Raw genomic sequence first — 18,342 nt, forward strand, 5'->3', positions numbered from 1 at the left:
TAGACAGGCACCACCTCGGCATCGGAGGCAAAACCCCCATCGACCGAATCAACAACGGTCGAGGTCAGTACACCTAGGCGCGCCGCCGCGTCTGCCACCGCGAGACGATCACACCGACGAGGCTGATCGCAGTCGCGTACGTGCCGATCCGGGCGATCCACAGGACGAAGTACTGCCACGGATGCTCGAGCCACACCTCGCCGAACAGGAACGCGCCGATGGCGTCGCCGCCCTCGAGCGACACCGACGTCGTGTCCGAGAGCCCCACGGCGAAGGTCGCCGGCACGGCGAGCGCGAGCCCCGCGACGACAGCGATGCTCCACCAGGCGGATGCCGGAACGCGCTCCCCGGTCCGACGCATCCGCGCGAGGCGCGCGAGGCCGCAACTGGCGAGCACGAGCAACCAGCCCACGATCAGCAGCGACGCGAACACGATGAAACCGACGAGCGGCGCGATCACGAAACTCCGGATGACACCGGCTGACCACCCGGACCCGGCCACGATGACGGCGCTCCGCACGGCCACCCCGACCACAATCGTGACCACGAGCCAGCCCGTGTCGGCGAGAGTCCGCGCCAGAATGATCTCGAGAGCGCGCGCCCACGGGCCGCGTTCGCCCTTCTCGTACGCGACGACCGCTTCGACCGGGAAGGCGATCATCCGTAGCGCCGCGACGAGGCCGGCCGCGCCGATGCCCACGCCCACGAGTGCCCAGAAGCCCGGCTTCTCAGCGAGGAAGGCATCCGCCTCGAAGCACCCCAGGCCCAGCGCAGTCGCCGCCGCGAGCGCGATCACGATGATCCTGATGACGCCCCAGCGGCGCACCGCCCAGGCGGGTTCGGGTTCGCGCACGCGCGGTGGCGGCGGTGGGGATGCCGGTGTCCTCCGTCGCGGGCGGGACTTCTTGCGCGGGCGCGACACAGTTCAGTCCCGCGCGGGGAATCGTGCGTCGAGCCAGGCGAGGAGGTCAGCGAAGACGTCGCCGGCCATGGTCTCGTTGAAGATTTCGTGGCGCGCACCCGGGTAGACGAGGGTCGTGATGTCGGTGAGTCCCGAGCGAGTGCGGTAGGCGTCGGCGAGGCGGTGGACACTCCGCGGGCCACCCACCGTGTCATCGCGGCCGACCATCAGGAGCAGCGGCAGGTCCACACCGAGGTCCTTGCGCGGCTTGCCGATCAGGCGGAGCACGTCGAGGGGCCCGAACAGCTGCGGGAGCGGGGTCGAGGTGGTCAGCGGGTCATCGAGAAAGGCCCGATGAACGGCCGGGTCAGACGACAACCACTCGGTGCCGAGGGCGTCGGGTGCCTTCCAGGGCTTGTTGAGATCGCCGGAGTTGAGCGAGCCAGGCCAGCGCAGCGACGAACCGCTCAGGATGACCGCGTCGTAGGCATCCGGATGGTCGTTCACGAGGATCTGGGTGAGGAACGAGCCCCACGAGTGGCCGAGAATGACGAGCGGCAGGTCCGGGTTTTCGGCCCGGATGATCTGCGTGAACTGCCAGACCGCGGCGACCGCGGCGCGATGTCCGCCGGGGCCGAGCCGGCCGAGCTTCGACAGCTCGCCGTCGTGTTGACGCACACCGGTCCGTCCGTGCCCGCGGTGATCGTCGGCGTACACGGTGTATCCGTCGGCGACGAGGCGTTCGATCAGCGCCGTATATCTGCCCGCATGCTCCCCCACACCGTGCAGGAGTTGGATGACGGCCCGGGGCGATTCGGCGGAATGGACGTCGTAGACGATCGCGACGCCGTGCGCGTCAGTGAACTCGGGCATGACCGCGAGTGTAGAGCACGCCCTCGCCAGCGCCCGGCATCCAGATCCTTAGCAGAACTAATGAGCTATGCTAAGTATCTGTATGAGTACTCCCGATCTGACTTCTGAAGCATCCGAACTGCGCATGGCGACCTTTCGCCTCGCGCGGCGCCTCCGGGCCGAACGCGCCGTCGACTCGATGAGCGACGGGCAGTTCGCCGTTCTCGCGGCGCTCAAGGTACACGGCGCCCACACGCTCGGCGACCTCGCCGAGCGGGAGCGCGTCACAGCGCCGTCGATGAACCGCACCGTGAACTGCCTCGAAGAGTCGGGGTATCTCACCCGCACTCCGGACGACGTCGACCGTCGCAAGGTCAACATCGCGCTGACTCCCGAGGGACGCGACGTGGTCGAGGAGACGGTCCGCCGCCGGGACTCATGGCTGGAGGCGGCGCTCGACAGCCTCACTCCCCAGCAGCGCGGCACGTTGCACGACGCCGCTGCCCTCATGCGGGAGGTGGCGGCCCGGTGACGCCGATGTTCCGCTCCTTCTCCGTCTTCAATTACCGCGTCTGGTTCATCGGCGCACTCGTCTCCAACGTCGGCGCGTGGATGCAGGCGACCGCCCTCAGTTGGGTCGTCCTGACCCAACTGACCGACAACGACGCCGGCGCGATGGGCATCACGATGGCGCTCCAGTTCGCGCCGCCGCTCCTCCTCGTGAGCGTCACCGGGTGGGTCGCCGACCGATTCGACCGGCGGCGGCTCCTGATGCTGACGCAGACGGCGCTGCTTCTCCTGGGCGCGGCGATCGGCATCCTGATCCTCAGCGGCGTCATGACTCTGCCGATGATGTACGCGTTCGCGCTCGGCCTCGGCCTCATCGCCGCGTTCGACAACCCGACGCGGCAGGCGTTCGTCTCCGATCTCGTCGACCGCGAGAACGCGTCGAACGCCGTCGCGCTGAACGCGGCATCCTTCAACGGGGCGCGGATGATCGGCCCCGCCGTCGCCGGAATCGTCATCGTCGCCGTCGGCACCGGCTGGGTCTTCCTGATCAACGCCGTGACCTTCCTCGCGATGATCTTCGCGCTCACTCTCATCCGCCAAGACGAGCTGATCCCGCGCGTCCGGGCCTCCGGCGCTTCACGCCTGGCGGACGGGTTCCGCTATGTCGGTGGACGCCCTGACCTCGTGGTCACGTTCGCGATGGTCTTCCTTCTCGGCGCATTCGGCATGAACTTCCCCATCTTCGCTTCCACGATGGCTCTGGAATTCGGTCAGGGCGCCGACGGCTACGGGCTCCTGAGCTCGATCCTCGCGATCGGGTCACTGGCCGGGGCACTGCTCGCGGCGCGACGCGATCGTGCCCGCATCCGCCTCGTGATCGTCGGCACCGGACTGTTCGCCGTCGCCGGAGTCGTCTCGGCGTTCATGCCGAACTACTGGCTCTATGCCCTCACGCTCATGTTCACCGGGTTCGCGGTCGTCACAACCCTCACCACCGCCAACGGCTACGTGCAGACGACGACCGACCCGGCGCTCCGCGGGCGCGTGTTGGCGCTGTACATGGCGATCCTGATGGGCGGCACCCCGATCGGCGCACCGATCGTCGGCTGGGTCGCCGGCGAGTTCGGTCCCCGGGCGGCGATCCTGCTGGGCGCCGTCGCCGCCGCCGTGGCCTTCGCGATCGGCTTCGGATGGCTGCTGATCTCGGGCCGCCTCCACCGTCACGAAAGCCGCCGCTTCGCGCTGTCGCTCGACGAGACGCGCCCGATCGACGTGGTCGCACCCGAGGAGTTCAGCGACGAGGTTGCCGGGACGACCCCGATCACCCTCCCCGAGCCCACTCGCCGCTGAGCCCCGGCATCCCCTCTTGGCTTGAGGGGGCACTTCGTGCCGCAACCTCGCGAGGATGCGACCACACCTGCCCCCGCAGCGCCGAAAGTGGGCATACGCGCCCACAGAACACCGTCAGCCGGCGCGCACCTCGACGACGGCGGGTGCGTAGCCTTCGGCGGTCGCGGTCAGCGTGATCGTGCCGGATGCCGTAGCCCGGACGATCGCGAGAAGCCGCCCGTCGTGGGTCCTGCGGGTCGGGCCCGCGAACGATTCGAGCGTCCGCGCACGCCCCGAGCCGAGACCCGCCAGCTCACCCGGACCTGACACCGCCACGGTCACCTCCACGTCGCGGTCGCACACCGCGATTCCGGCAGCATCCGTCAGCGTGATCGGGAGGTACGCGAGGCCGGCCGCAGCATCCACCGTCGACGCTTCCGCGACCGCGCGGAGCGCAACCTCACCGGCCGTCCGGAGCGCGGAGCGGCCGACCTCGGCACCCCCGCGCCGCGCGATCGCGACGAGTTCGCCCGGCTGATACTCGGTCTCGAAACGGGCGATCAGGGGACGCGGTGCACCCACGGTCGCCACACCCAGCGAGCGTCCGTCGAGGAGGAGTTCGACCTCGTCGGCAGCGGCATAGACATCGACCGTGACCGGCGACCCGGGCTCGGCACCCCAGCTCCACGAGGCGACGGCGTCATCCCACGACCACGGCGTCTTCTCGACCGGCCGGCCGTGATGCTCGGGGCGGTGCACGGCGAAAGCGGGCCCGGCCGACAATCCGAACGCGATCTCGCGGTACAGCGAGGCCGGCGTCCGGTACCCGGTGATGTCGATATCGCCGCACTGGGCCAAGAGGTAGGGGAACGGACCGGCCGTGCCGGTGGAGCGATAGCCCTCGACATCCGTGTATTCGACCCGCCCGATGCCCGCCTCGCCGATGTAGTCGAAGCCGGTCCAGGTGAAGTCGCCGATCACGTACGGGAACCGCTGAACATCGCGCCAGAGATCCGCGATGCGATCGGGGAACGTCTCGGAGCCCACGATGATGCGGTTCGGGAACAGCTCGCCGTCGAGTTCGTAGCGCGAATCGGCGTAGTTGAAGCCGACGACGTCGAGCACGGCCGCCGATTCTTCCGTCGAGCGGGTGACGAGCTCCGACGCGTTGGATGCCGCCATCTGCTCGCCCATGCCGGCCATCATCGTGTTGGGATCGGCCTCGGCAAGGTCGCCCAGGACCTCGGCCATTTTGTCCATGTTCGCGAGGATCCCGTTGATGCCGTTCGTGATGAAGCGCGTCGGGTCGAGGCGGCGGAACTCCTCCGCGATGCGGCGGCTCCAGGTCGCGCCGTGCGGAGTGCCGAGCTCGAGAATCTCATTGCCGATCGAATACAGCACCACGCTCGGGTGATTGCGGTCCTTCAGGACGAGCGCGGCGACGTCGTTCTCCCACTTCTTGTCGAAGCCCACCGACGCGTCGAACACCGTCTTCGCGCGGGTCCACACGTCGCTCAGCTCATCCATGACGAGCACGCCGTGCCGGTCGCACGCCTCGAGCAAGGCCCGACTCGCCGGGTTGTGGGCGCTGCGGATCGCGTTGAACCCGCCCTCCTTGAGCAGGCGCACTTTGCGATCCTCGGCATCCGGATGCGTGATCGCACCGAGCGGCCCGTTGTCGTGGTGCACGCACGCGCCGCGGAGATCGACGGTCTGCCCGTTGACCCGGAGGCCATGCACGCCGTCGAGCTGTAGACGCCGGATGCCGAAGGCCGCGGCATCCTCGTCGATCACCGCGTCGCCGTCGCGGAGGGTCATCCGAGCCTCGTACCGCACCGGGCTGTCGGGGCCCCAGAGCGCGGGCTCGGCGACCGGAAGTCGCACGCGGGCCGTCGCCTCCCCGCCGGGGAGAACCGTGACGGGCGAGTCCGCCTCGGCGACGACCGTGCCGTCGGGGGCGACGATCTGCCACGCCAGCCGCACAGTGCGCGTGTGCCGCGTCGTGTTCTCCACGCGGGTGGCGATCTCGACGATCGCGCGCTCCGGGTCGATGTCGTTCGCGACGACCGTGGTTCCCTCGAGGGCGAGGTGCACGGGGTCGCCGACAACAAGGTGCACGGGCCGGTATATTCCCGCGCCCGTATACCAGCGACTGTCGCGGTGCGCCCGTGCCTCGACCGTGATCGTGTTCGTCTCGCCGAACCGCAGGAACGCGTCAGCGGCGACCGTGAAGGCCGCGTACCCGTTGGGCTCGTGCGCGGCGAATGCGCCGTTGATGTAGACGACGGCGTCACGGTACACGCCCTCGAACTCCAGCAGCACGGTCTTCTCGGCCCACTCGGCCGGCACCTCGAGATCGCGGGCGTACTCGAAGACACCCCCGGGGATGTATCCGGAGTGCACACCGCCGTCATTGTCGGGCGACCGCGGCAGGTCGCGCAGGGCATCGTGCGGCACCGCGACCGCGGCCGGCGCGGGCACACCGTCGCGGCTCTCGAACGCGGCGAGCTTGCGGGCGATGGTCCACCCGTCGTGCAGGGAGGTGCGGATCACAGGGAGACTCCGGTTCTTACAGGACGGTGGATGCGCGGACGACCAATTCCGGTCGGAAGCGCACATGGCGAGGGGGCGAGGTCGGGTCGGCCAGCGCATCGAAGAGCAGGTCGACCGCGCTTGCCCCGATCTCTCTGGCGGGTTGGCGCACCGACGAGAGTGGGACCACCGTCGATTGGGCGAAATCGATGTCGTCGTAGCCGATGAGCGCAAGATCCTGCGGCACGCGAATGCCCCCGAGAATCGCCGTCCCCTGGAGCACCCCGACCGCGATCAGATCGTTCGCGCAGAACACGGCATCCGGTCGCGCATCGGCCTGTCGCGCGGCGATCGCCTCACCGGCCTCGCGGCCGCGCAGTACGGTCAGCGCATCGAGCTCGATGACCTCGAGCGTCGCGTCCGGCACCTCCGCGAGGGCGCGGCGCGCGCCTTCCAAGCGATCGGCGACTTGCCGGATGGCGAGGGGTCCTCCGACGAACGCGATCCGCCGCCGCCCCTGCGCCAGCAGGTGCGCGACCGCGAGCTGCCCCCCCTCGATGTCGTCGACCGCCACCGAGGGTAGGTCACCACCGGGCAGTTCACCGTCGACCAGCACGAGGGGGATGCCGGCATCCGTCAGAATGGCCGCGTTCAGGTCGTGCGGAGTGAGCAGCACGCCGTTCACGCGCTGCTCTCGGAAGAGGTCGAGGTACGCGCCCTCGCGCGCCGGATCCTGGTCGCTGTTGCCCAGGAGCACCGAGATCCCGGCTGCGGCAGCGCGCTCCTCCGCGCCGCGCGCGACCTCGGCGAAGAAGGGGTTGGCACTGTCGAGCACGATCAGTCCGATGCTGCGGCTCCGGCCGGCGCGCAGCTGGCGGGCGGCGTCGTTGCGGACGAATCCGAGCTCATCGATCGCCGCCTGGACTCGTCGGGCGGTGGCCGGCGAGACCTTGTCGCGCCGATTCAGCACGTTCGAGACCGTGCCCACCGACACGGATGCCGCGGCGGCGACATCCTTGATGCTCACTGACACTGTCCACTCACCGACTCTGCTGCATTGCTCTTGACGGGTTCCGCATCTCACACTACAGTTTGAAACGATTCACATCTGGATCGTTTCACGATGCTCCACCCGCGCGAGCCTCACAGAGGAGTGACATGCCCCGCGTCGCGTTCGAACTAAAGGTCTCCCCCGACCGCGTCGACGAATACATCGCACGCCACAGCCCGGTCTGGCCCGAGATGTTGGCGGAGATCGCCGCATCCGGTCGCCGCAACTATTCGCTCTTCCTCGGCGACGGCGGCCGCCTGTTCGGTTACTACGAAACCGACGATGACGCAGCCGCGCAGGCCTATCTCGCGACATCCGAGGTGGCCGCCCGCTGGGAAGCCTCGATGGCCGAGTTCTTCCTCGGCCTCGACGGCCGCCCCGACCAGGGCGCGAGCGGCCTCACCGAAGTCTTCAACCTGCACGACCAGTTGACGGCATCCGTCAACACCGACCACGAAAGCGACCGATCGTGAGCATGTTCACCCCCGAGATCTCCGCCACCCTCGAGCAGCAGGGGATCGAGCTTCCCAGCTGGGCCTTCGGCAACTCGGGCACCCGTTTCCGCGTCTGGACGACCGAAGGCACGCCGCGCGACGTGTTCGAGAAGGTCGCGGACGCCGCCGAGGTCAACCGCGTCACGGGCCTCGCGCCGTCGGTGGCCCTGCACATCCCGTGGGACAAGGTCGACGACTACAGCGCGCTCCGCGCCCACGCGGAAGACCTCGGCGTCGCACTCGGCACGATCAACTCGAACACGTTCCAGGACGAGGACTACAAGTTCGGCGCCCTGACGCACGAGGACGACCGCATCCGTCGCAAGGCCATCGACCATCACCTCGAGTGCATCGATGTGATGGATGCCACCGGCTCGCGCGACCTGAAGATCTGGCTCGCCGAGGGCTCGAACTACCCCGGCCAGATGGACATGCGTGCGCGCCAGGACCGCCTGAACGACTCGTTGCGCACGATCTACGAGCGTCTCTCGGACGAACAACGCCTCGTGCTGGAGTACAAGTTCTTCGAGCCGTCGTTCTATCACACCGACGTTCCCGACTGGGGAACGTCCTACGCGCAGGTGGCCACCCTCGGCGACCGCGCGATGGTCTGCCTCGACACCGGACACCACGCGCCCGGCACGAACATCGAGTTCATCGTGATGCAGCTGCTGCGTCTCGGGAAGCTCGGCTCGTTCGACTTCAACTCGCGGTTCTACGCGGACGATGACCTCATCGTCGGCGCGGCCGACCCGTTCCAGTTGTTCCGCATCATCGTCGAGGTCATCCGCGGCGGGGGGCTGAACAACCCCGACGTGGCCTTCATGCTCGACCAGTGCCACAACGTCGAGGCGAAGATCCCGGGACAGATCCGCTCGGTGCTCAACGTGCAGGAGATGACCGCTCGCGCGCTGCTCCTCGACCACGACGCCCTGGCGGCGGCGCGCACGGCAAACGACGTGCTGGGTGCGCAGGCCGTGTTCATGGATGCCTTCTACACCGACGTCCGCCCCGCTCTCGCCGAATGGCGTGAGAGCCGCGGCCTGCCGGCCGACCCGATGGCCGCGTTCGCCGCATCCGGCTACCAGTCCACGATCGAGGCGACCCGCGTCGGCGGCACCCAGGCCGGCTGGGGCGCCTGAACCCTCGGCCCTTCCTTCTCCCCACTTTGCCGAGCCGACGCGACTCGTCCATTCCGGACGCCGCAGCCGACGAATCCCGTCGGGTCGCGCACCACACCTAAGGAACTCCCCATGACGAACCCCACCGCCGCTGAGCTCATCGCGCGCAGCAACCGCCTCGGCGCCGACCCGAAAAACACCAACTATGCCGGCGGCAACACGTCCGCCAAGGGCACCGAGACCGATCCCGTCACGGGCGACCCCGTCGAGCTGCTCTGGGTCAAGGGCTCCGGTGGTGACCTCGGCACACTGAAGCCCGAGGGCCTCGCAGTGCTGCGACTCGACCGCATGCGCGCGCTCGTGAACGTCTACCCCGGGGTCGATCGCGAAGACGAGATGGTCGCCGCGTTCGACTACTGCCTGCACGGCAAGGGCGGCGCGGCGCCCTCGATCGACACGGCGATGCACGGGCTCGTGGATGCCGCACACGTCGACCACCTGCATCCCGACAGCGGCATCGCGATCGCGACTGCCGCCGACGGCCCGGCGCTGACCACGCAGATCTTCGGCGACACCGTCGTCTGGGTGCCGTGGCGTCGTCCCGGCTTCCAGCTCGGGCTCGACATCGCCGAGATCAAAGCGCAGAACCCGCAGGCCGTCGGCTGCATCCTCGGTGGGCACGGCATCACGGCGTGGGGCGACACGTCCGACGAAGCCGAGCGGAACTCGTCGTGGATCATCGACACCGCCGCCGCGTACATCGCGGAGCACGGCACGGCCGAGCCGTTCGGCAGCATCCGCCCCGGTTTCGAGGCTCTCCCTGAGGCCGACCGGCTTGCCCGCGCCGCGGCCCTCGCGCCGACGATCCGCGGCATCGCGTCGACGGACAAGCCGATGGTGGGCCACTTCACCGATGCGGACGTCGTCCTCGATTTCCTCGCGTCCGCCGAAGCCCCGCGCCTCGCGGCCCTCGGCACGAGCTGCCCCGACCATTTCCTCCGCACCAAGGTGAAGCCGCTGATCCTCGACCTGCCGGTCACGGCATCCGTCGAGGAGCAGATCGCGCGCCTTCAGGAGCTTCACGCCGAGTACCGTGCCGACTATCAGGCGTATTACGACGCGCACGCGACCGCCGAAAGCCCTGCGATCCGCGGCGCCGATCCGCTGATCGTCCTCATCCCGGGTGTCGGCATGTTCAGCTATGGCGCGAACAAGCAGACCGCCCGGGTCGCAGGTGAGTTCTACATCAACGCGATCAACGTGATGCGCGGCGCCGAGTCGCTCTCGACGTACTCCCCGATTTCCGACGCGGAGAAGTTCCGCATCGAATACTGGGCTCTCGAAGAGGCGAAGCTGCAGCGGATGCCGAAGCCCAAGACCCATCAGGGGCGCATCGCCTTCGTCACCGGCGCCGCCTCCGGCATCGGCAAGGCCATCGCGACGCGCCTGGCGGCCGAGGGCGCATGCGTCGTCGTCGCCGACCTCGACCTCGAGAAGGCGCAGGCCACCGCGGCCGGGCTCGGCGGCACCGACGTCGCGATCGGCGTCGCCGCGAACGTCGCCGACGCGGATGCCGTGCAGGCCGCGATCGACGCGACCGTGCTCGCCTTCGGCGGCATCGACCTCGTCGTCAACAACGCGGGACTCTCGCTGTCGAAGCCGCTGCTGGAAACCTCCGAGAAGGACTGGGACCTGCAGCACGACGTCATGGCCAAGGGTTCGTTCCTCGTCAGCAAGGCGGCGGCCAAGGCCCTCATCGAGCAGAAGATGGGCGGCGACGTCATCTACATCTCGTCGAAGAACTCCGTCTTCGCAGGGCCCAACAACATCGCATACTCCGCGACCAAGGCCGACCAGGCGCACCAGGTGCGGCTGCTCGCGGTCGAACTCGGCGAGCACGGCGTGAAGGTCAACGGCATCAACCCCGACGGAGTCGTCCGCGGCTCCGGCATTTTCGCCGCCGGCTGGGGAGCCAACCGCGCCGCCACCTACGGCGTGGAAGAGAAGGACCTCGGCCAGTTCTACGCGAACCGCACGATCCTCAAGCGCGAGGTCGTGCCCGAGAACGTGGCGGATGCCGTCTACGTCCTCACCGGTCCGGAACTCACCCGCACGACGGGGCTGCACATCCCGGTCGACTCCGGCGTCGCGGCCGCCTTCCTCCGGTGATCGTGCTCCGTGGTATGGCGCGCAGCGCCCGGCGCGCCTCATCCGCCACACGAGTGCTCTCCCGCACCAGCGGCCATGCGACAGGGCAGGAACGGTGATGAACACCGCGGGCTCCGTCGCCGCCGTCGACCTCGGGGCGACGAGCGGCCGCGTGATCGTCGGGCGTGTCGGACCGGACACGCTCGAGACGACGACCGTCGCGCGTTTCGCCAACGACCCGATCCCCCTCGGCGACGACCTGCACTGGAATGTGCTCGGGCTGTACAGCGCGGCCCTCGCCGGGCTCCGCGAGGCATTCCGCGCGGAGCCGGCGATCGCGAGCATCGGGATCGACTCGTGGGCCGTGGACTACGGGCTGCTCCGCGCCGGGCGCCTCCTGGGCACACCGTTCCACTATCGCGACGAGCGCACCGCGCGCGGCGTCGCCGCCGTGCACGCGCAGCTGCCGCACGCCGAACTGTTCGAGCGCAACGGCCTGCAGTTCCTGCCGTTCAACACGCTCTATCAGTTCGCCGCGGAAGATCCGTTCCTGATGGATGCCGCCGACACTGCGCTCATGATCCCCGATCTGCTGGGATTCTGGCTCACCGGCAGCGCCCGCGCCGAGCTGACGAACGCCTCGACGACCGGACTCCTGCGTTGGCTCGACCACGCGTGGGACGACAGCCTGATCGAGCGACTCGGTGTCCCCCGCGGAATCCTCCCCCCGCTCATCGCGCCCGGCGAGCGCCTCGGCGCACTCCGCCCCGAGGTCGCCGCGTCGCTCGGCGGACAGGCGCCCGTGGTCGCGGTCGGCTCACACGACACCGCCTCGGCGGTCGTCGCCATCCCGATGCACGCGGATGCCGCGGCCTACATCTCGTGCGGCACCTGGGGCCTGGTCGGCGTGGAGGTCGAGCGCCCGGTTCTCACCCCCGACGCACTCGCGGCGAACTTCACGAACGAGGGCGGCGTCGACGGGCGCGTGCGACTCCTCCACAACGTCATGGGGCTGTGGGTGCTCAGCGAGACCGTCCGCGGCTGGGAACGCCAGGAAGGGCACGCCATCGACCTGCCGACCTTGCTCGATTCGGCAGCCGACGTCCCGGCATCCGCTGTGCCCGTCTTCGACATCAACGACGCCCGTTTCCTGCCGCCCGGCGACATGCCCGCCCGGATCGACGCCTGGTATGCCGACCACGGGGTGCGCGCACCGCAGAGCCGCGCCGAGTACACACGCGCGATCGTCGAATCACTCGCGCAGGCGTTCGCCGAGGCCACCGCCACCGCGGGCCGGCTGGGCGGGATCGATGTCCGCACGATCCACATCGTCGGCGGCGGCGCCCTCAACGCCCTCCTGTGTCAGCGCACGGCCGACCGCGCCGGCGTGCCGGTGCTCGCCGGTCCGGTCGAGGCGACCGCGCTCGGCAACGTGCTCGTGCAGGCGCGCGCGGCAGGCTTCGTCTCCGGCAGCCTCGAGTCGCTCCGGGATCTCGTCGCGCGCACGCACGCACCGCGGCGGTTCGACCCGCGCAGCTGATTCCTGCCGAAACCGGCCCCACCCATCTGCGGGCTTCTATCGTGGAGAGCGTTCACGACAGGAGCAACATGACCTCTCTGCACGACGCCGAGCGCGTCATCCACCCCGACACGCAGATGGATGCGGTCACCCTCCGCGTCGGCGATCTCGATCTGATGAGCGGCTACTACGGCGAGGCGTTCGCGCTGAACCCGATCGAAGAACGCACGCGCGGGCGCGAGGTGCATCGCGTTCTGGGTCGCGGCGACGTGCCGATGATGCGCCTCATCCACACGCCGGAACTTCCCGAGGTCAACCCCCGGGAGGCCGGACTCTTCCACACCGCGTTCCTCTTCGATACGCAGGCGAGCCTCGCGGCCACCGTATATCGCGCCGCTCACGACGCCCGCACCCAGTTCACCGGTTCGAGCGATCACCTCGTCAGCGAGGCTTTCTACTTCACCGATCCCGAAGGCAACGGAATCGAGCTGTACACCGACCGCGCCCGTGACACGTGGCAGCACATCAACGGCGAGATCGGCATGGACACCCTGTATCTCGACCCGAACGAATACCTCCGCACCCACCTCACGCAGGACGCGCTGGATGCCGGCCCCGCCCTCGCCGGACGCGTCGGTCACGTGCACCTGCAGGTGGGCGACATCGACGCGGCGCGCGCGTTCTACGTCGACGCGCTGGGATTCGAGGCGACTGTCTCCTCCATCCCGACGGCCCTGTTCGCGTCGGCGGGCGGGTACCACCACCACCTCGGGATGAACGTGTGGAACAGCCGCGGCGCGGGCCCACGCGCCGCGCGGCTCGGCCTCGGCGAAGTGGCGATCACGGTGCCGACCCGCGCCGACCTCGACGCGGTCGCGGCGCGCCTCCGCGGACACGCGCAGACGTTCACCGACAACGGCACGTCGCTCATCGCCCATGACCCCTGGGGCACCGAGGTCACGCTTTCGCTGCCGGGCGTGACGGTCGACGAGCTTCTCGCGCGCTGACACCGCGAGCGGGCAAGCTGGAGGCATGACCCTTCTCGGTGTGGACACCCCGATCGTGCTCGGCCCCTTCGGCGGAATGTCCTCGGTCGCTCTGACAGCCGCCGTCAGCACGGCCGGGGGCCTCGGCTCATACGGGCTCTACGGTTACTCCCCCGATCGCATCGTCCAGACCGCAGAACTGCTGCGCGCGGCGACGGATCGTCCGTTCGCGCTGAACCTCTGGATCCCGACCGCCGATGAGCTCTCCGCCTCCGACGTCGACGTCACCGCCGCGCTCGCGACCGCCGCGCCGCTCTACGCACGCCTGGGCATCGACCCGCCGACGGGCACGCCCACGCATCCGGACATCGAGGAGCAATTCGCCGCGGTCCTCGATGCACGCCCCGCGGTCGCGAGCTTCGTGTTCGGGATGCCGGGGCCCGACGTCGTCGACCGCTTCCGCGCCGCCGGCATCCGCCTGGTGGGCGCCGCAACGACCGTGGCCGAGGCGATCGCGGTCGAACGCGCCGGAGCAGACGCCGTCGTCGCGAGTGGGTTCGAAGCCGGTGGACACCGGGTGAGCTTCCTCCGCCCCGCCGATCGCTCTCTCGTGGGGACGTTCGCGCTCGTGCCGCAGGTGGTGGATGCCGTCGACATCCCGGTGATCGCGGCCGGCGGCATCGCCGACCGGCGCGGCGTCGCTGCCGCGTTCGCCCTCGGCGCGGCGGCGGTCCAGGTCGGCACGGCGTTTCTCCGCACGCGCGAGTCGGCGGCGAGCGACGCGCACCGCGCCGCCCTCGGTGCGATCGCGGCGGACGGCACCGTTCTGACGCGCGCCGCGACGGGACGGCTGGCTCGGGGCATCCCGAACCTCTTCATCGAGACGATCGAGGCGGGCGCGATCGCGCCCTACCCCGCGCAGAGTTGGGTGGTCGGCGCCGTGCGCGCCGAGGCCAACCGGATCGGCGACGGCGACCTCCAATCGCTGTGGGCGGGACAGGGCGCGCCACTCGCGCGCGTCGATCATGCCGCCGATGTCTTCGATGAGCTGGCCCACGGGATGCCGCACGCGCGTAACCTCGAGCCATGAGCACTCCCGACGACAGCCACCCGACCACCGACGGAGCGCCGCTCGGCGGCGATGAGACGACCGAGGACGAGCTCGTGGCCGACAACGGCGTCGAAGACGATACCCTCGCCACGCTCGACCCGGATGCCGCGCCCGCCTGACCCCTCGACATTTCGGTTATCGGTCACTAACCTGATTTCAGTTAGCGCGCCGTAACCGAACGAGGGGGTCCGGATGGCCTACACCGACCTGCTCGCCGAGCTCGACGAGCGCCGTGCGATCGCGGCCCTCGGTGGTCCGGAGTCATCGCGGCGCCGTCACCTCGAGCGCGGCAAAATGCTCGCCCGCGATCGGATCGACGCGCTCCTCGACCCCGGCAGCCCGTTCCTCGAGCTCGCGCCGCTCGCCGCGTGGGACCTCTACGACGCAGAAGCGCCCGCGGCCGGCGTCGTCGCCGGTATCGGCCTCGTCCACGGACGCCACGTCATGGTTCTCGCCAACGACGCGACGGTCAAAGGGGGCACTTACTTCCCCCTGACGGTGAAGAAGCATCTGCGTGCGCAAGAAGTCGCGGCCGACAACCGGCTGCCGTGCATCTCCCTCGTCGACTCCGGCGGCGCCTACCTTCCGCTGCAAGACGAAGTTTTCCCCGACCGCGACCACTTCGGCCGCATTTTCTACAACCAAGCCCGCATGTCTCGCGACGGCATCGCCCAGATCGCAGCGGTGATGGGATCGTCGACGGCCGGCGGCGCCTACGTACCGGCCATGAGCGACGAGACGGTCATCGTCAGGAACCAGGGCACGATCTTCCTCGGCGGACCGCCGCTGGTGAAGGCCGCCACCGGAGAGATCGTGTCGGCAGAAGACCTCGGCGGTGGCCTCACGCACGCCCGCATCTCGGGCGTCGTCGACCATCTCGCCGACGACGACGCGCACGCGCTGCAGATCGTCCGCACCATCCTGGAGACTCTCCCGCGACCGGCCGAACCGCCCACCGACGAATCGCGCGAGCCCCACGTCACGACGCCCCTCGCCGATGTCGTCCCGGTCGACCTCACAACGCCCTACGACGCTCGCGAGATCATCGTCCGGCTCGTGGACGAGAGCCGCTTCGACGAGTTCAAGAGCGAGTACGGCACGACGCTCGTGACCGGCTTCGCCCGCATCCACGGACACCGGGTCGGGATCGTCGCCAACAACGGCGTGCTGTTCGGGGAGTCGGCGCTCAAGGGTACGCATTTCATCCAACTGTGCGATCAGCGCGGCATCCCGCTGCTGTTCCTGCAGAACATCACCGGGTTCATGGTCGGCCGGGAGTACGAAGAGGGCGGCATCGCCAAACACGGCGCGAAGATGGTGAATGCCGTCGCGTGCGCGCGGGTGCCCAAGCTCACGGTCGTCGTCGGCGGTTCGTTCGGCGCCGGGACCTACTCGATGTGCGGGCGCGCGTACTCACCCCGGTTCCTCTGGCTGTGGCCGGGCGCACGGGTGTCGGTCATGGGCGGGCCGCAAGCGGCATCCGTTCTCTCGACCGTCCGTCGCGACCAGCTCCAAGCTGCCGGCCAGGAGTGGTCGACCGGAGATCAGGCGGCGTACGAGGCGCCGATCCGCGCGCAGTACGAAGAGCAGGGGAGCCCCTATTACTCGACCGCGCGCCTGTGGGACGACGGCATCATCGCCCCGGATGAGACCCGCGATGTGCTCGGGCTGGCCCTGGATGTCGTCACGCGCGCCCCGATGGAGGCGCCGGGCTACGGTGTCTTCCGGATGTGACCGCCGTGTTCGACTCCGTCCTCATCAACGGGCGCGGCGAAATCGCCTGCCGCATCATCCGCACGCTCCGGCGTCTCGGCATCCGCTCGATCGCCGTCTACAGCGACGCCGACGCCGATGCACTCCATGTGCGCCTGGCTGACGAGGCGATCCGGCTCGGCCCGGCACCGGCCGCGGAGAGTTACCTCGCGATCGACCGGGTGCTGGATGCCGCACTCCGCAGCGGAGCGCACGCCATCCACCCCTGCTTCGGCTTCCTCGCCGAAAATGCCGCCTTCGCCCGCGCGTGCGCCGACGCCGGCATCGTGTTCATCGGGCCCTCACCCGAAGCGATCGAAGTCATGGGCGACAAGATCAGCGCGAAGCGCACGGTCGAGGCGCACGGCGTCGCGACCGTCCCCGGAATCGCGGCGCCCGGGCTGGCCGACGCGGCGCTTGTCGCCGGCGCGGCCGAGGTCGGTTTCCCGGTCCTGATCAAGCCGTCCGCCGGCGGCGGGGGCAAAGGCATGCACGTCGTCGAATCGGCCGAAGGGATGCCGGAGGCTCTCGCCGCGGCCCGACGGGAGGCGGCGGCATCCTTCGGCGACGACACCCTGTTTCTGGAACGCTACCTCTCCCTGCCACGGCACATCGAGGTGCAGATCCTCGGTGATCAGGACGGCACCGTCGTGCACCTCGGAGAGCGCGAGTGCTCGCTGCAACGGCGCCACCAGAAGGTGATCGAAGAGGCGCCGTCTCCCCTGCTGGATGCCGCCACGCGCGCCCGCATCGGCGAGGCCGCCTGCGAGACCGCACGCAGCGTCGGGTACGTCGGAGCCGGCACGGTGGAGTTCATCGTCGCCGGCGACCGCCCGGATGAGTTCTTCTTCATGGAGATGAACACGCGTCTGCAGGTCGAGCACCCCGTCACCGAGCAGATCACGGGGTTCGATCTCGTGGAGCTTCAGGTGCGGATCGCGGCGGGTGAGCCGCTGCCGTTCACCCAATCGGATGTCACCCTCACCGGTCACAGCATCGAGGCCCGCGTCTACGCGGAGGACCCGCGCGCCGGCTTCCTGCCGACCGGCGGTCCGGTGCGGGAGGTGCGGCACCCGACGGGCGAGGGCGTGCGCGTCGACACGTCGCTCGCCGACGGCCTCGACATCAGCACGCAGTACGACCCGATGCTCGCGAAGATCATCGCCTGGGGCGCCGACCGCGACGAGGCCCGGCGCCGCTTGATCGGGGCGCTCCGCGAGACGATCGTGCTCGGCTTCGAGACCAACATCGAGTTCCTCCGCCTGCTGCTCGAAGACCCCGCGGTCGCGCGGGGCGACCTGGACACCGGATTGATCGCGCGCGTCTTCGACACCCTGCCGTTCGCGCTCGTGTCGGAACGGACCTTCGCCGAAGCCGCCCTCCTGCGGTGGGCCGCACTCCCTCGCGCGTCGGCGCCCTGGCAGCGTGCCGACGGCTGGCGGCTGGGCCCGGCCGCGCCCGCGCGCTACCGGCTCGCGGCCGGGGACCGGCACGCCGAGGTGCGCGTCTGGGGCACGCCCGCTGTCGCCCGCGTGAGCGTCGACGGGGGTGCCGAGCGGGCGGCATCCGTCTCAGTGGGGAGCACGAAGGCGACGGTCATGATCGACGGCGTCAGCCGCCCGGTGATCAGCGCCGGGGACTGGCTCGTCGCCGACGGGCGTGCCGTAGAGCTCACCGACGTCGCGATCGCGCGTGCCGGACGGGCGGATGCGGCATCCTCCCCCGAACTTCGCTCGCCGATGCCGGGAACCGTCGTCGTGGTTTCGGCCACCGACGGCGCCGCAGTCGATGCCGGCGACGCCGTGCTCGTCGTCGAGGCCATGAAGATGGAGCACGTCCTGCGCGCGACGGTCTCCGGCACGGTACATGTGGCCGTGCGCCCCGGCGATCAGGTCGCCCGCGGCGCGCTCCTGGCAACCGTCACCCCCGACTGACGCCACCCCGCCCCGCCCGCATGTCTGCCGGCCTCCCGCCCGCGCCCCCGCACGCCCGCACGATCTCCGCATGGTGACCGGCAGGGTGGATGCCGCTACCCA

The 18,342-nt window shown here is 69.6% G+C and carries 15 protein-coding genes; 11 read left to right on the plus strand and 4 right to left on the minus strand.

Annotated elements, in window-relative coordinates; genetic code table 11:
• Positions 1-73: 73 nt before the first annotated feature.
• Both Q0653_RS05025 and Q0653_RS05030 read right to left on the minus strand, forming a co-directional pair.
• Complete coding sequence (locus Q0653_RS05025; protein ID WP_298943162.1) at positions 74-853, minus strand: hypothetical protein; 780 nt, start codon at positions 851-853, stop codon at positions 74-76.
• Positions 854-925: 72 nt separating this feature from the next.
• A complete protein-coding gene (locus Q0653_RS05030; protein WP_298943164.1) occupies positions 926-1,774 on the minus strand; it encodes an alpha/beta fold hydrolase in 849 nt (282 codons plus the stop codon).
• A gap of 82 nt (positions 1,775-1,856) precedes the next feature.
• Here Q0653_RS05030 and Q0653_RS05035 point away from each other — a divergent pair, with 82 nt between their 5' ends.
• The gene (locus Q0653_RS05035; RefSeq protein ID WP_298943166.1) at positions 1,857-2,285 is read left to right on the plus strand and encodes a MarR family transcriptional regulator; all 429 of its coding nucleotides are present in this window, start codon (positions 1,857-1,859) and stop codon (positions 2,283-2,285) included.
• A gap of 5 nt (positions 2,286-2,290) precedes the next feature.
• Positions 2,291-3,613 carry an MFS transporter gene (locus tag Q0653_RS05040; protein ID WP_298943894.1) on the plus strand — a complete coding sequence of 441 codons (1,323 nt, stop codon included), beginning with the start codon at positions 2,291-2,293 and terminating at the stop codon, positions 3,611-3,613.
• Between the two features lie 114 nt (positions 3,614-3,727).
• Here the strand turns inward: Q0653_RS05040 and Q0653_RS05045 are convergent, their stop codons facing one another.
• Both Q0653_RS05045 and Q0653_RS05050 read right to left on the minus strand, forming a co-directional pair.
• Positions 3,728-6,145: a glycoside hydrolase family 2 TIM barrel-domain containing protein gene (locus Q0653_RS05045; RefSeq protein WP_298943170.1), complete on the minus strand. Its 2,418-nt coding sequence runs from the start codon at positions 6,143-6,145 to the stop codon at positions 3,728-3,730.
• A gap of 16 nt (positions 6,146-6,161) precedes the next feature.
• Entirely contained in the window at positions 6,162-7,157 is a 996-nt protein-coding gene (locus Q0653_RS05050) for a LacI family DNA-binding transcriptional regulator (protein ID WP_298742079.1), read from the minus strand.
• 125 nt (positions 7,158-7,282) lie between these two features.
• Here Q0653_RS05050 and Q0653_RS05055 point away from each other — a divergent pair, with 125 nt between their 5' ends.
• The 9 genes from Q0653_RS05055 (at position 7,283) to Q0653_RS05095 (ending at position 18,240) form a co-directional block, all read left to right on the plus strand.
• A complete protein-coding gene (locus tag Q0653_RS05055; RefSeq protein ID WP_298943172.1) occupies positions 7,283-7,648 on the plus strand; it encodes an L-rhamnose mutarotase in 366 nt (121 codons plus the stop codon).
• A 2-nt stretch (positions 7,649-7,650) separates the two neighbouring features.
• Positions 7,651-8,811 (plus strand): L-rhamnose isomerase, encoded by a 1,161-nt coding sequence (gene rhaI / locus Q0653_RS05060; protein ID WP_298742296.1) that lies wholly within the window; start codon positions 7,651-7,653, stop codon positions 8,809-8,811.
• A 111-nt stretch (positions 8,812-8,922) separates the two neighbouring features.
• Complete coding sequence (locus Q0653_RS05065) at positions 8,923-10,959, plus strand: bifunctional aldolase/short-chain dehydrogenase (RefSeq protein WP_298943174.1); 2,037 nt, start codon at positions 8,923-8,925, stop codon at positions 10,957-10,959.
• A 97-nt stretch (positions 10,960-11,056) separates the two neighbouring features.
• Entirely contained in the window at positions 11,057-12,478 is a 1,422-nt protein-coding gene (locus tag Q0653_RS05070) for a rhamnulokinase family protein (protein ID WP_298943176.1), read from the plus strand.
• Positions 12,479-12,546: 68 nt separating this feature from the next.
• Positions 12,547-13,464: a VOC family protein gene (locus Q0653_RS05075; RefSeq protein ID WP_298943178.1), complete on the plus strand. Its 918-nt coding sequence runs from the start codon at positions 12,547-12,549 to the stop codon at positions 13,462-13,464.
• Between the two features lie 25 nt (positions 13,465-13,489).
• Positions 13,490-14,533 carry a nitronate monooxygenase gene (locus Q0653_RS05080; protein WP_298943180.1) on the plus strand — a complete coding sequence of 348 codons (1,044 nt, stop codon included), beginning with the start codon at positions 13,490-13,492 and terminating at the stop codon, positions 14,531-14,533.
• Positions 14,530-14,673, plus strand: a complete 144-nt coding sequence (locus Q0653_RS05085) for a hypothetical protein (protein ID WP_298740565.1) — start codon at positions 14,530-14,532, stop codon at positions 14,671-14,673. Before Q0653_RS05080 ends, Q0653_RS05085 begins: the two co-directional genes overlap by 4 nt.
• A gap of 73 nt (positions 14,674-14,746) precedes the next feature.
• Positions 14,747-16,288 (plus strand): carboxyl transferase domain-containing protein, encoded by a 1,542-nt coding sequence (locus tag Q0653_RS05090; RefSeq protein ID WP_298943182.1) that lies wholly within the window; start codon positions 14,747-14,749, stop codon positions 16,286-16,288.
• A gap of 5 nt (positions 16,289-16,293) precedes the next feature.
• Complete coding sequence (locus tag Q0653_RS05095) at positions 16,294-18,240, plus strand: biotin carboxylase N-terminal domain-containing protein (protein ID WP_298943896.1); 1,947 nt, start codon at positions 16,294-16,296, stop codon at positions 18,238-18,240.
• The last annotated feature ends 102 nt before the right edge of the window (positions 18,241-18,342 follow it).

The sequence above is a fragment of the uncultured Microbacterium sp. genome, assembly GCF_947488465.1.
Taxonomy (GTDB): Bacteria; Actinomycetota; Actinomycetes; order Actinomycetales; family Microbacteriaceae; genus Microbacterium.

Bases quoted from the DNA above. Each gene is read 5' to 3' on its own strand.
- rhaI (WP_298742296.1), top strand. From the start codon at position 7,651: ATGTTCACCCCCGAGATCTCCGCCACCCTCGAGCAGCAGGGGATCGAG.
- Q0653_RS05070 (WP_298943176.1), top strand. From the start codon at position 11,057: ATGAACACCGCGGGCTCCGTCGCCGCCGTCGACCTCGGGGCGACGAGC.
- Q0653_RS05090 (WP_298943182.1), top strand. From the start codon at position 14,747: ATGGCCTACACCGACCTGCTCGCCGAGCTCGACGAGCGCCGTGCGATC.
- Q0653_RS05075 (WP_298943178.1), top strand. From the start codon at position 12,547: ATGACCTCTCTGCACGACGCCGAGCGCGTCATCCACCCCGACACGCAG.
- Q0653_RS05065 (WP_298943174.1), top strand. From the start codon at position 8,923: ATGACGAACCCCACCGCCGCTGAGCTCATCGCGCGCAGCAACCGCCTC.
- Q0653_RS05040 (WP_298943894.1), top strand. From the start codon at position 2,291: ATGTTCCGCTCCTTCTCCGTCTTCAATTACCGCGTCTGGTTCATCGGC.
- Q0653_RS05030 (WP_298943164.1), bottom strand. From the start codon at position 1,774: ATGCCCGAGTTCACTGACGCGCACGGCGTCGCGATCGTCTACGACGTC.
- Q0653_RS05055 (WP_298943172.1), top strand. From the start codon at position 7,283: ATGCCCCGCGTCGCGTTCGAACTAAAGGTCTCCCCCGACCGCGTCGAC.
- Q0653_RS05035 (WP_298943166.1), top strand. From the start codon at position 1,857: ATGAGTACTCCCGATCTGACTTCTGAAGCATCCGAACTGCGCATGGCG.
- Q0653_RS05080 (WP_298943180.1), top strand. From the start codon at position 13,490: ATGACCCTTCTCGGTGTGGACACCCCGATCGTGCTCGGCCCCTTCGGC.
- Q0653_RS05085 (WP_298740565.1), top strand. From the start codon at position 14,530: ATGAGCACTCCCGACGACAGCCACCCGACCACCGACGGAGCGCCGCTC.